Source organism: Nocardia sp. NBC_01327, assembly GCF_035958815.1.
Lineage (GTDB): Bacteria > Actinomycetota > Actinomycetes > Mycobacteriales > Mycobacteriaceae > Nocardia.
Genome location: NZ_CP108383.1, coordinates 5,833,035 through 5,845,576, shown reverse-complemented (window position 1 = coordinate 5,845,576; position 12,542 = coordinate 5,833,035). Strand labels below are relative to the sequence as shown.

At 67.0% G+C, this 12,542-nt stretch carries 13 protein-coding genes; 5 read left to right on the top strand and 8 right to left on the bottom strand.

Going from position 1 to position 12,542, the window contains the following annotated elements; all coding sequences use genetic code 11:
• Window positions 1–102 precede the first annotated feature (102 nt).
• The gene (locus tag OG326_RS26995; RefSeq protein WP_327139921.1) at window positions 103–753 is read right to left on the bottom strand and encodes a cyclodeaminase/cyclohydrolase family protein; all 651 of its coding nucleotides are present in this window, start codon (window positions 751–753) and stop codon (window positions 103–105) included.
• A 109-nt stretch (window positions 754–862) separates the two neighbouring features.
• Here OG326_RS26995 and OG326_RS26990 point away from each other — a divergent pair, with 109 nt between their 5' ends.
• Window positions 863–1,903, top strand: a complete 1,041-nt coding sequence (locus tag OG326_RS26990) for an LLM class F420-dependent oxidoreductase (RefSeq protein ID WP_327139920.1) — start codon at window positions 863–865, stop codon at window positions 1,901–1,903.
• Window positions 1,904–1,981: 78 nt separating this feature from the next.
• Here the strand turns inward: OG326_RS26990 and OG326_RS26985 are convergent, their stop codons facing one another.
• From OG326_RS26985 to OG326_RS26955, 7 genes are all read right to left on the bottom strand, one after another.
• Entirely contained in the window at window positions 1,982–2,317 is a 336-nt protein-coding gene (locus OG326_RS26985; RefSeq protein ID WP_327146596.1) for an STAS domain-containing protein, read from the bottom strand.
• 191 nt (window positions 2,318–2,508) lie between these two features.
• Window positions 2,509–4,803: a SpoIIE family protein phosphatase gene (locus OG326_RS26980; protein ID WP_327139919.1), complete on the bottom strand. Its 2,295-nt coding sequence runs from the start codon at window positions 4,801–4,803 to the stop codon at window positions 2,509–2,511.
• The gene (locus OG326_RS26975) at window positions 4,800–5,522 is read right to left on the bottom strand and encodes a SpoIIE family protein phosphatase (protein ID WP_327139918.1); all 723 of its coding nucleotides are present in this window, start codon (window positions 5,520–5,522) and stop codon (window positions 4,800–4,802) included. The genes OG326_RS26980 and OG326_RS26975 overlap by 4 nt, the downstream gene beginning before the upstream one ends.
• Window positions 5,515–5,931 (bottom strand): ATP-binding protein, encoded by a 417-nt coding sequence (locus tag OG326_RS26970; protein WP_442791054.1) that lies wholly within the window; start codon window positions 5,929–5,931, stop codon window positions 5,515–5,517. Before OG326_RS26970 ends, OG326_RS26975 begins: the two co-directional genes overlap by 8 nt.
• A complete protein-coding gene (locus OG326_RS26965) occupies window positions 5,918–6,307 on the bottom strand; it encodes an STAS domain-containing protein (RefSeq protein WP_297615682.1) in 390 nt (129 codons plus the stop codon). Before OG326_RS26965 ends, OG326_RS26970 begins: the two co-directional genes overlap by 14 nt.
• Before the next feature lie 14 nt (window positions 6,308–6,321).
• Entirely contained in the window at window positions 6,322–7,218 is an 897-nt protein-coding gene (locus OG326_RS26960) for an STAS domain-containing protein (protein WP_327139916.1), read from the bottom strand.
• 197 nt (window positions 7,219–7,415) lie between these two features.
• The gene (locus OG326_RS26955) at window positions 7,416–7,892 is read right to left on the bottom strand and encodes a MarR family winged helix-turn-helix transcriptional regulator (protein WP_327139915.1); all 477 of its coding nucleotides are present in this window, start codon (window positions 7,890–7,892) and stop codon (window positions 7,416–7,418) included.
• Between the two features lie 279 nt (window positions 7,893–8,171).
• On the opposite strand from OG326_RS26955, the gene OG326_RS26950 reads away from it, so the two are divergent.
• The 4 genes from OG326_RS26950 (at window position 8,172) to OG326_RS26935 (ending at window position 12,396) form a co-directional block, all read left to right on the top strand.
• Window positions 8,172–9,848 (top strand): fumarate hydratase, encoded by a 1,677-nt coding sequence (locus tag OG326_RS26950; protein WP_327139914.1) that lies wholly within the window; start codon window positions 8,172–8,174, stop codon window positions 9,846–9,848.
• Window positions 9,849–9,910: 62 nt separating this feature from the next.
• The gene (locus OG326_RS26945) at window positions 9,911–10,459 is read left to right on the top strand and encodes a M15 family metallopeptidase (RefSeq protein ID WP_442791053.1); all 549 of its coding nucleotides are present in this window, start codon (window positions 9,911–9,913) and stop codon (window positions 10,457–10,459) included.
• A gap of 101 nt (window positions 10,460–10,560) precedes the next feature.
• On the top strand, window positions 10,561–10,833 hold the full coding sequence (locus OG326_RS26940; RefSeq protein WP_327139913.1) for a hypothetical protein: 273 nt from the start codon (window positions 10,561–10,563) through the stop codon (window positions 10,831–10,833).
• A 132-nt stretch (window positions 10,834–10,965) separates the two neighbouring features.
• Window positions 10,966–12,396, top strand: a complete 1,431-nt coding sequence (locus OG326_RS26935; RefSeq protein WP_327139912.1) for a metallophosphoesterase family protein — start codon at window positions 10,966–10,968, stop codon at window positions 12,394–12,396.
• Window positions 12,397–12,542 lie beyond the last annotated feature (146 nt).

Genomic DNA, 12,542 nt, shown 5'->3' with positions numbered 1-12,542 from the left:
CCGGGCCGCTGAGAGCACGGAAAACGGATGCCGTGCCACAGAAAAAACGTGCCCTGCTCCACGGGGAAGCAGGGCACGTTTTTCGGAAGAGTGTTGAATGGCTCAGCCGGTGATGGCCGCGACCACATCGTTGTGCAGTGCGTCCGCGCGGGCGATGACCTCGTCGATCTGGGTGAGCACCGGGGCGAACTCCGCGCCCGCGCCGACGCCCAGTGACGCCACATTGATCGCGATATTGAGCTGCGAAGTGGCGGCGGCGGACCTGGCGGCATCGGCCGCGGCGCCGATATCGGTCACCACATTGGGGTTGCCGATGGGAAGCAGTTCCGTTGCGAGGGAGACGACTTCATCGGCCGCGGCGACCACGGCGGCGGGCACGCGGGCCGCGCCGAGCAGGGCGGCGGTAATGGCCTCGGTGCGCGCGGCCTGCTGCGCCTCGGTCTCCTTGGCCATCTTGTAGGCGAAACCGACCGCGGTGAAGGCGGCGGCATCGGCGTCGGCCAGTGCGAGCGCGCGATCGCGGGCGATATCGGCGGCCAGAATGATGCGGTCGATGACCGGCCGGTTCTCGGCATCCTTGGCGCGGGTGGTGTAGCGCGCGACCATGGCGACGAGCGCGGCGCCCTGCGCGGCGTGCAGCGCGGCGACCGCGCCGCCACCCGGCGCGGGCACCTTGGCGGCCAGCTCATCCAGGTAGCCCTGCAGTGTCGAGTCACCGAAGGTGGTGATGGCCTGCGCGGCGTCCTGAGTCATGAGAAAGGGCCTCCTCGAGAGTGCGTGGAACGGTGCGAGATTCGCCGCCTACCGTACCGGCCCGGTGCCGCTGGGAGATGGCTGGGATGGTGTCGGTAAGGTCCAAATCATGCGTATCGGATTGTCGATCAATTACACCGACGGCTTCAAAGAGGTAGCCGCCGAGGTCGCCGACCTCGAACGGGCCGGCCTCGATATCGTGTTCGTGCCCGAGGCGTATTCGTTCGACGCGGTGAGCGGGCTGGGCTATCTGGCCGCGAAGACCGAACGGGTGCAGCTGGCTTCGGGCATCATGCAGCTCTACACCCGGACGCCCACCCTGACGGCCATGACGGCCGCCGGTCTGGACTATGTGTCGGACGGCCGTTTCATTCTCGGCCTCGGCGCCTCGGGCCCGCAGGTCATCGAGGGTTTCCACGGCGTGCCCTATGACGCGCCGATCGGCCGCACCCGCGAGGTCCTGGAGATCTGCCGCAAGGTGTGGCGGCGGGAGCGCCTGGAGTACAACGGCAAGTACTACACCATTCCGCTGCCCGCGGAAAAGGGCACCGGTCTGGGCAAGCCGCTCAAGCTCATCAATCACCCTGTGCGCGAGAACATTCCGGTGCTGCTGGCGGCGCTGGGACCCAAGAACGTCGAGCTGGCCGCGGAAATGGCCGAGGGCTGGCAGCCCATCTTCTTCCTGCCGGAGAAGGCCGACGACATCTGGGGTCAGTCGCTGAAAAACGGTCTGGCCAAGCGTGATCCGGCGCTGGGCAAGCTCGAGGTCTTCGCCGGTCCGCCGCTGGCCATCGGCGACAATGTGGAGCCGCTGCGCGAATTCGTGAAGCCGCATCTGGCGCTGTACATCGGCGGTATGGGCGCCAAGGGCAAGAACTTCTATCACACCCTCGCCACCAAGTACGGCTACGGCGCCGAGGCGGACCGCATCCAGGAGCTGTACCTGGCGGGCAAGAAGGACGAGGCCGCCAAGGTCGTTCCCGACGAGCTGGTGCGCGATGTCAGCCTGATCGGTTCGGCGTCCTTCGTGAAGGAGCGCGTCGCCGCATTCCGCGAGGCCGGTGTGACCGCCCTCAATGTGGTGCCCCTGGCCGGCACCAAGGACGAGCGCGTCAAGCTGGTCGAGCAGCTGCGCACCATCTGCGACTGAGCAACCGCGCCCGAGCAAGAGAGAGCCCGCGATATCCGCTGCTGGCGGCGATATCGCGGGCTTTGTCGTTGCGGGGGTTCAGTTCGTGGTGAGCGCCGACAGCGCCTCGTCGAGCGTCGGATGCATCGAGAAGACCTGGTCCAGATTGGTCATTCGCAGCTGCCGACTGGTAGCGGGCCCGTCGGCGACCACGGCGATGCGGGTCCCACCGGCACGCTGATGCGCGGCAACCAGCGCCGCCATGCCCGCGGAGGCCAGGAAGCTCACCTCGGACAGATCGATGACGAGAGCGCCCGGTTTCCCGGCCAGGGTCGATTCGATCGCATTCTCGAGCGCGGGCGCCGTCGCGAGATCGACCTCGCCGATCACGGCAAGCACCGTCGCGCCGTCGTGCACGGTGACCGTCGTAGTCATCGTCTCGCCGAGGGGATACGCGTCTCCGGATGTATTGGTCACGTTAGAACAATCTGCCATGATCCGTCCGTTCGTGCTGCATCGTCTGCCACATCGGTATCGGTTCGGTAGCCGGAGTTGTGCGAAAGACCCAGTTACCGCGCCGTTTCTGCGGAATTGCGAAGGCTGTGGCGCATATGTGCCTTCTATGTTTACACGCGACTCGCGGCAGAAAAAGACACTGCGGGCAATCGTGTGGTCATTGCTACCCGGGTGCCGGGGCCGGTGAGGTCGATATCGAGTTGGTCGGTGAGCGCGCGCATCATGGTGATACCGCGGCCGCGATGGCCGGGATCGGACGGTTGCGGGCGCCAGGTCCCGGTATCGGTGACCACGAGAGTGACTGTGTCGACTCCGGTTTCGGCGGTGAGCAGGACCCGGCCGGCCGCGCCCTCGCGATAGGCGTGTTCGATGCTGTTGCTGCACGCCTCATTGGCGGCGGCGATCAGATCGGTGGCGGCACCGTGCGGGACGGCGGCCGCGGCGAGCCAGTATTTCAGTTTTCGCCGCATACCGGACAATTCGCTCGCAGTGGACGGCACATCCAAATGCAGTGGGGCGGGCGGCTGGCGGTAGACCACGAGCGCCACATCATCGTCGTAGCCGCCTGCGGGGCGCAGCCGCGACAGCACCGAATCGGCGACCTCGCGCGGCAATTGTCCCGCCGCGCTGGTCAATTCGTCGCCAAGTTCCACGAACCGATCGTCTATATCGACGCCGCGCTCCTCGACCAGGCCATCGGTGAACAGCACCAGGGTGGAGCCGGGCGCCATGGCGGTGGTGGCCTCGGGGCGGCGCGGCGGATCGAAGGTCGCCAGCGGAACCGCGCGGCCGCCCTCCAGAAGTCTGCCGCGCGTTCCCGGTTCGGCCAGCACCAGCGGCATATGCCCGGCGCTGGAATAGCGCACCAGCCCGCGCTCCGGGTCCAGGATGGCGGCGCACACCGTGGTGCACATGGCTCCCGGTATGCGGGCGGCCACCGTATCCAGTTCCGCGAGCAGCTGGGCGGGGCCCGCACCGCGCAGCAGCAATGCCCTTGCCGCAGTGCGCAATTGGCCCATGACCACGGCGGCGGCGAGACCACGGCCCACGCAGTCGCCCACCACCACGCCCAGCGTGCCGTCCTCCAGGCGCACCACGTCGTACCAGTCGCCGCCGATCTCCAGCGGCGGCAGGGCGGGCTCGTAGTGCACCGAGAAACGCGGCGGCAGTTCGATCGGGCCGAGCATGGCCCGCTGCAGGGTGAGTGAGGTGGAGCGGGCCTGATCGAAGTTCCGGGCGCGCTGTACGGCCAGACTCAGATGCCCGACCAGCAGCGAGAACAGCGCCCAGTCGTCGGGGGTGATGACGCGCGGCGCGGCGAAGCGCAGCCACAGCGCGGAATCGCCGGCCTCGCCGAGCGGCGCGACAATTCCCTCCGAACTGTCGGTGCCCTCGGGGATGGCGAACATGGTCCGCCCGGGCCGCAATCGCGCCCGATCCAGCAGGGCGCGGGCGCGCGCATCGAGCACCTGCCGAGATTCCCTGCCGTCCGGTGTTCGGCCCGCCGCACCCGCGCGCAGCGGCTTGGCGTGCGCGGGCGCCGATTCCAGTTGCGGATTGTCCTCGGAGACATAGAGATCCGGTGCGGTCTGCCCGTGTGGCCAGACCGAGACGACCGCCGATTCCGCGCCTATGGTGCGGCGCAATTCCTCCAGGCCGACACCGAGCACCTCGACCACGCTGGTGGCGGTGCCGACCACGGTGGCCAGTCGCGATACCGCCTGATCACGCGCTTGCGCATCGTGTTCGGCGGTGACATCGCGAATGGTGCCGACGAAGATGCGCTCGCCGTTCTCCGGTTTCACCAGTGAGCTGGTGGAGACGGCCAGCCAGATGCGGCGGCCGTCGCGGTGCCGGATCGGGGTGACGAAGCGGGCGGCATCGGTGCCGAGATCGGGGTAGCGCGGCGTCTCGGCGGTGGTCCAGGGGTGGGGGAGGGCGTAGGGGGCGCCGTCGGGGCCGTAACCGGTGAGCGCGCCGAACGACGAATTGACCTCGACCAGAGTGCCTTCGGCGTCGACGACGAAGAAACCGTCCTGCAGCGATTCCACCAGGGCGGTGCGGAAGGCGTCGCGGCCCGCGAGATCGTCTGCGCGCGAACGCTGTTGCTCGTAGCGGCGATTGCCGTCGAGGAAACCGCGGGTGGCCACGTCCAGGGCGGCCATGGTCTGCAGCAGGAATTCGAGGGCGGCCTCGGACCGGACGTCGTCATTGACCGGGAGCAGGCCCTCCTGCTCGAGAATCCGGAAGTGGTGTTCGGTGAGGTCGAGAATGCTCACACCCTCGACCAGTGCCCGCCGTCCGAGTTCGTACCCCTCGGCCAGGGTGTTCTGGGTGGGTGCGCGCAGATGCAGGCGTAGCGCACCGGTGTACGCGTCACGGAACGCCGCCAGCACCGAGCTCATGCCGGTGGCCCAGGAGGGGTGGAGCTCGGGCGTACCGGGCTGGAATGGTGTGTGACCGAATGACTTTGGCTGGCCTGGCTCAGAATGGAGCGGCCCGGGCTGAGATGGCCGCGATGGCGTGCCGCCAGCACCAGGGCGTCATCGGTGTCCTTGGCATGGCGCGCGAGAATATCGGCGGTGATCTCGGAGGTGGGCTTGGCTAGGTCGATGCGATCGGAGTAGTCGCTGGTGATGCCGTCCGTGGACATGAGCAGCAGATCGCCGGGCCGTACCGCCACGGTCTGTGATTGCAGGTTCGGCGGCAGCAGGTAGCCGACGATGCCCGCCGACAGCAGCGCCGCCGCGCGAATGGCCGGTTTGCCGGGAGCCGCTGCGACGATACGGGTTTCGACATTACCCACCCCCAGCCAGTGCAGCCGATCGGCGGTGTCGAACAGCGCCAGCGAGACCGCGGCGCCCCGGGTATCGGCCATGGCGCGGTGACAGAGCAGGATCAGCACGTCCAGCGGTTCGGCACGATTCTCGGCAAGCACCTGTGCCGCGCGATCGGAGGCGTCGGCCGCCGCGGCGCCGTGGCCCAGCCCGTCCAGGACCGCGAAAAGCACTGAGCCACCGCCCGCGTCGAGGACGACCGACCGGTCTCCGGAGACGCGCTGCCCGGGTAGTGCGCGTCCGGCGACGGCCCATTCGACCGCGCCGATGAAGCCGTCCTCACGCACCGTGGGGCACCCACTTCCACATCTCTACGAGCGTGCCCTGGCCCGGTTCGGAGGTGATCGCGAGGCCGTCCATGAGGCGGCGCGCACCCGGAAGCCCGAGTCCGAGACCGCGTCCGGTGGAGTAGCCGTCTTCGAGGGCGCGGGGAATATCGACAATGCCGGGGCCTTGGTCCTGCGCCTGCACCACCATGGAGCGGCGGCCCTCGCGATCTCCGACGGTGAGCCGAATCTCGCCTGTCCCTGCATAACTCGTGATATTGCGTGCGACTTCCGAGATTGCGGTCGCAATCATGGTGCGATCGGAGAGCGAGAAGCCCAGAGTGCTTGCCATCTCGAGCCCCGCCTGCCGAGCGGTCACAATGTCGTTGGACACCTTCACCGCGATCACCACGACTTCAGCGGCCACGATCACGACCGTCTCGTTGGCCGCGGTTATTGATCTTGTGGTTGAGCCAGGCCAACCCTTCTTCGAGATCGAGGGCGGTGTGCATGCCCTCGAAGGTGAGACCGAGCTGAACCATGGCGAAGGCGACCTCGGGTTGCAGGCCGACAATGACCGTTTCCGCGCCTCTCAGCTTGGTCATGTGGGCGATGGTACGCAGCGATCTCGCAGCGAAGGAATCCATTACGTCGATTGCAGTGACATCGACAATGATTCCCTGGGCCCGATACTTGCTGACGTACTTCATCAAGTCGTCCTGCAAGCGTTCGGTATCGGCGTCGGTGAGTGCGGACTGCACCGACGCGATGAGATAGGTGCCCTGCTTCAGAATGGGTACCGGCATCTGGCTGGCCCGGTTTACCGTCCGTCGCGATCGGCGGGAACTCGCGACACCTCGTAACCGAGCAGTCGCTCCGCCTCTTCGATACCGCCCTGAAGGTCACCGACGGCATTCATCTTCGACAGGTCCAGCCCGATGGTGACCAGCGTGAGCGCGATTTCCGACGACAGGCCGGTAATGATCACGTTCGCGCCCATCAGGCCCGAGGCGTCGACGGTTTGCACCAGGTGGTTCGCGACCGTCGAGTCGATTGCCGGCACACCGGTGATATCGATGACGACGACCTTGGCTCGATTGGCCCGGATGGCCCGCAGCAGCTGTTCGGTGAGCTGCCTCGCACGTTGCGAATCCAGCACGCCGATGATGGGCAGGATGAGCAGCTGCTCGCGCACCTGCAGCACGGGGGTGGACAGCTCGCGAATCGCCTCTTGCTGCTGGCGAATGACACGCTCGCGTTCCTGCACGAAGGACACGGCCACAGTATTGGCGATGCGGTTGGCGGCCGGTTCGTACGCGTCGAGCACCAGCTTCAGCAGTTCGAAGTCGGTCTGGTACTTCTCGAAGAGGCTGCGGGCGAGCACATCTCGCAGCAGGAGCACGATGCCGACGACCTCGTCGGTCTCGACGCCCCGGGGGATGATGCGCTCGGACAGATCGCGTGCGTAGGCCTGCAGCGCTTCGACGCTACCGGTCTCGAGCACCTCGACGTAGTTGTCGTAGACGGAGGTGGCTTCGGAGAAGATCTCCTCCGGGGTCATGGCGGTCAGGAGCTGGGCATCGGTGATACGACGGGCCCACTCCTCGCGCAATTCGGTGCGGTTCTGCCGCAAGTGTTCGACGAGCTGCGGGAGCAGATTGTCGACAGAACTCGCGGGCAGTGAATCCGCCGAGAGGCTCATGGACACGTCGGACATGGAAACTCCTGCCCCTTTCGCTAAGGCCAGGTCGGGTGCACGCTCACTCCAACTAGCACGGCGCGGCCGGTTTGCCGACCGTGCGCTCGGTGCCGACCGCCGTCGGAAGCCGGTGCCGAGCCTAGTCTTACCCAGTACCCCCCGTGTGCCAAACCAAACGCCGGTCGAGAGGTATTTTGCCGGGCCGGGTGTGATCTTCACCGGGGGTTTCGCGTGTCGGGTCTTCTGTGGTGTGCGAGCAGAGTGTCGTATATGTCGGCCAGGGCGGTCAGCTGACCGCTGTCGAGAACGTCGATCATGTGGCGGCGCACGCTTTCCACGTGTGCGGGGGCCGCGCCCGCGAGCACCAGCTCGCCCTTGGCGGTGAGGACGGCCGCGGTGCGGCGGGCGTCATCGGGAATGGACTCGCGAGCTACCAACCCGCGCTTCTCCATTCGGGTGATCTGATGCGAGAGCCGGCTCTGCGACCATTCCAGGACGGCCGCCAGTTCGGCGAAGCTGCGACGGTGATCGGTGGCATCGGCGAGGCGGGCCAGCACGGTGTATTCGACATAGGTGAGGTTGGATTCGCGCAGCGAGTCGCGTCCGACCGCGGCGGCGATGAGGTCGCGGGTGAACACGAATCCGAGCCACGCGCGCGTCTCGACATTGTCGAGCCAACGGGTTTCGGTCACGGTTCCACTCCCGGGTTCTGCGTTCATGCTAAATCCTCCCCGACGCGAACAAGCGCATCATGACAGGTAACACCGCTGGACTTGAAGGTGCAACCTGTGCCGATTCGCACAAAGTCATCGCCGATTCACACAAATCCGCACTTGGGCACCCATATCGGGTGACCTGCGGCCACAGTTAAGGCTTGCCTGTGCGGAGGGGTTCTGGGCGGGCTGGATAGAGTCTCTCTGCTTGAACCGTCGGCTGGGCTTCGGCTCGGCCCTGCTCGAGGAGTGCGACCAGTGACCGCGCCTGACTTCCTGTACTCGGATCTGCTGCCGATCGGTGCCGATGACACGCCCTATCGATTGCTGACCACCGAGGGGGTCAGTACGTTCGAGGCCGGCGGGCGAACCTTTTTGCAGGTGGAGCCGGAGGCGCTGCGGTTGCTCACCGCGGAGGCGATGCATGACATCAGCCATTACCTGCGGCCCGCGCATCTGCGGCAGCTGCGCAAGATCATCGATGATCCCGAGGCCAGCGGTAACGACCGGTTCGTGGCGCTGGATCTGCTGAAGAACGTCAATATCTCCGCGGGCGGCATCCTGCCCATGTGCCAGGACACCGGCACGGCCATCGTCATGGGCAAGAAGTCCGAGGGTGTGCTCACCGGAGCCGATGACGCCGAGTGGATTTCGCGCGGTGTGTTCGACGCCTACACGAAGTTGAACCTGCGGTACTCGCAGCTCGCGCCCATCACCATGTGGGATGAGAAGAACACCGGGCAGAACCTGCCCGCACAGGTCGAGTTGTACTCGGACGCGGGCGATCCTGCGCATCCGGCGTACAAGTTCCTGTTCATGGCCAAGGGCGGCGGGTCGGCCAACAAGTCGTTCCTGTTCCAGGAGACCAAGGCGATCCTGAACCCCGATCGCATGCTGGAATTCCTGGACGAGAAGATCCGCTCGCTCGGCACCGCGGCCTGCCCGCCCTACCACCTGGCGGTCGTCATCGGCGGCACCAGCGCCGAATTCGCCTTGAAGACAGCGAAATACGCCTCCGCGCACTACCTGGACAATATGCCGACCGAGGGCTCCATGTCCGCGCACGGCTTCCGGGATCTGGAGCTCGAGGAGCAGGTCTTCAAGCTCACCCAGTCCTTCGGCATCGGTGCGCAGTTCGGCGGCAAGTACTTCTGCCACGATGTGCGCGTCATCCGCCTGCCGCGCCACGGCGCCTCGCTGCCGGTCGCCATCGCCGTGTCCTGCTCGGCCGACCGCCAGGCGCGCGCCAAGATCACCGCCGAGGGCGTATTCCTGGAGCAGCTGGAACGTGAACCGGCGCAGTACCTTCCGGAGCAGACCGATTCCATCCTCGGCGGCGATGTGGTCAAGATCGACCTCAACCGGCCGATGGCGGAGATTCGCGACGAGCTGTCGAAATACCCGGTGAAGACCCGTCTTTCGCTGACCGGTCCGCTGGTCGTGGCGCGCGATATCGCGCACGCCAAGATCAAGGAGCGCCTCGACGCGGGCGAGCCCATGCCGGAGTACCTGCGCGAGATGGCCGTCTACTACGCCGGTCCCGCCAAGACTCCCGAGGGTTATGCCTCCGGCTCCTTCGGCCCCACCACCGCCGGGCGCATGGACTCCTATGTGGACCAGTTCCAGGCCGCCGGCGGCTCGCACGTCATGCTGGCCAAGGGCAATCGCTCGGCGCAGGTCACCCGGGCCTGCAAGGAGCACGGCGGCTTCTATCTCGGCTCGATCGGCGGACCCGCGGCGCGACTCGCCCTCGACTGCATCAAATCCGTCGAAGTTCTCGAATACCCTGAACTCGGCATGGAAGCAGTCTGGAAGATCGAGGTCGAGGACTTCCCGGCCTTCATCGTCGTAGACGACAAGGGCAATGACTTCTTCGCCGAAACCCAGAAGCCGATCGCACTGCGGGTGCGAGAGCGGTCCAAGGAGCGAATCTGAGCGAGGGAGACGACTGCATGCGGGTTGACGGCCGTGACGAAATGCCGAGGGCGCAGGCCGAAATGCCTGCGCATCGGGCAGATTCGGCCCCCGGCCGGGCGGCGCTGCTGACCGCGACCCTCGCGCTGTGCGCGGGCGCCGGTCTGCTCGGCGCAGGTGCGCCCGGCGCGCATGCCGCACCCGCGAGTGTGCAGCCCGGATCCGGTGCGCAGTCCGGCGCCGCCGTCGCCGCCGAGACCGATGGTCTCGACCCGCTGCTGGCCACCGCCTACGAACAGGCGGCCGCCGAAGCGCAGTCCGAGGGCGTGTCGCTCTCCATCACCTCCGGCTACCGGACCCCCGGTCAGCAGGAGGCACTGTGGGAGGACGGAATTCGCACCTACGGCAGTCCCGATGCGGCGCGTCAGTGGGTGCTGCCGCCCGAGGAGTCCACCCACGTATCCGGTCAGGCCATCGATGTGGGTCCGCGCGCGGGCGCACAGTGGTTGGAGGACAACGGAAATCGCTGGGGTCTGTGCCGCACCTACGACAATGAGTGGTGGCACTTCGAGCGTGTCACCCTGCCTGGAATGCCCTGCCCGGCCCGACTACCGGACGCGAGCCAGCGCTGAGAAAAGGACCGGACATTCTGTTGTCCGGTCGATCACCGCTGTGTGCGGGTCGTTGATTCGGCATCCTTGGGTTCAGCACATTTCTAGCTACGGAGGCATGGGTGGGCAGGCAGCAACACAGCTCGGGGAACGGCAGTCTGGGGCGGCAGCGCCCACCGGTTCGAACCTCGCGCCGCCAGCCCGTCCCCGAGTACCGCACCATCCGCCAATCCGTGCTCGCCCCCGGCTGGCTGCTGCTGGAACTTCCCACCGCCGTCCTGCTCGCGGTGTTCGTGGGCACCGGCTGGCTCGGTTACGCCCAGCATTCGGGCACCCCCGCGCAGCCGCGCCCGGCCGTCGTGGTTCCCGCCGACCACCCCGTGCGCGGTCGCTGAATACCGCCCCGGTGGGGCGTGCAGGTGAAATGTCTGGTACCGGAAGCTGATCGGCCATGTTCGGGCACCGCAGCGTTCAACCGGTAACCGTACCGTCGCGGTATAGCTGTTGAGCGGCGGACGGAGATCCCCATGCTGGACCCGCGACTTCGAACCCTCTGGCTGGCCAATGCCGCCACCGCCGTGACGGCGGTGGCGATGCACTCCCAGCGCCCGGTATTCGCCACCTATACCCCCGGGATCCAACGGGATTCGGTGACCGCCTCCGATCTGGAAGTGGTCACCGTCACCGATACCTCGGTCGTGCTCACGTGGACCTCACGGGTCCGCAATCGCGCGGGGCGGCTGCAACCGGCGCCTGCCGATACCGAGGTGCGCATCGGACCCGCGGACGGCTACGCCGCACCCGCGGTGCGATACCTCGACTCCCGGCGCACCGCCTACCACTACGCGGAGATCGGCGGGCTGGAGCCGGGGCGGGCCTACCGCTTCGAGGCCTATTCCGGCGGGAGCCGGGCGGTGCCCGCGCGCACGCTGGTTACGCGGCGCTCCGGAACACCGGAATCCACCGGGGTTTTCACCACGCTCACACCGCCGCCCGGCCGGCTGCTGCGCACCCTCGCGCTCAGCAATGATCTGCATCTCGGCGAGGACCGCAGCGGTCTGCTGGTATCCGGACTGATCGATGGGTTGCGGCACGAAACCCAGCAGCATCCGGAGTTCATGCTCCGCGCCGTTCTGGACGAACTGCGCGGGCCCGGGCGCGCAGCCGATCACCTCATCGCCGCGGGCGATCTCACCGACTCCGGGACCTTCGCCCAATCCGTCGCCGTCCGTGCGCATTTGGATACCTGGGGCGAGCTGGGTTCGGACTACTTCGTCTGCCGTGGCAATCACGACATGCCGCCCAAGGACGAACCCGATCACTGGGGTGCGGTCTTCTACCCGTACCAGGAACTCGGCGAATACTTCGCCGGCGGACTGCGGCTGCTCGGACTCGACACCAATCGCCCGCGCCCGCGCGGCGGCGGCACCCTCGGATCCGCTCAGCTCGGGCGGCTCACCGATATCCTGCGCGCCGACCCGGACCGGCCGACGCTCGTATTCGGCCACCACCCGATCACGACGCACGCGGCGATAAGCAACCCCGGCGGACCGGGTTTCGTGCTCGACAGGGCGAATGCGGCGGCCTTGCAGACGCTCTACCGCTCGGCCCCGGGTGTTTTCCTGCACCACAGCGGTCATACCCACCGAAATCGGGTGACCCGCGCGGATTCCGGAGCGAACGTGGAATTCCTCGAGGTGGCCGCCGTGAAGGAGTACCCCGGCGGCTACACCCTGCTGCGACTCTACGAGGGCGGCTACATGGCCAACTTCTACAAGACCGCCGGCGAAGCCGCGCGGCGCTGGAGCACCCGCACCCGCCGCCAATACCTCGGCCTGCACCCCGATCACTCCCTGGGCAGCTGCGCGGACCGCAATCATGTCGGCCTGCGCGACTTCTCGGGCCTGACCGCCGCCGATCTCACACCACGGCGCGCGGGGGAGCAGCTCGCGCGCTGAGGCGCCCCCGGACCACGCGGTAGGTGTCGGCGAGCTGAGTCGCCGACATCTGCTGCAGTGCAAGCCTTCCGGGAGCGCACTGCCGAGTGGTCCAGCGGCACAACGCTATTGCGTTGACTACGACAGAAATGCCGCTGCCGCCCGCT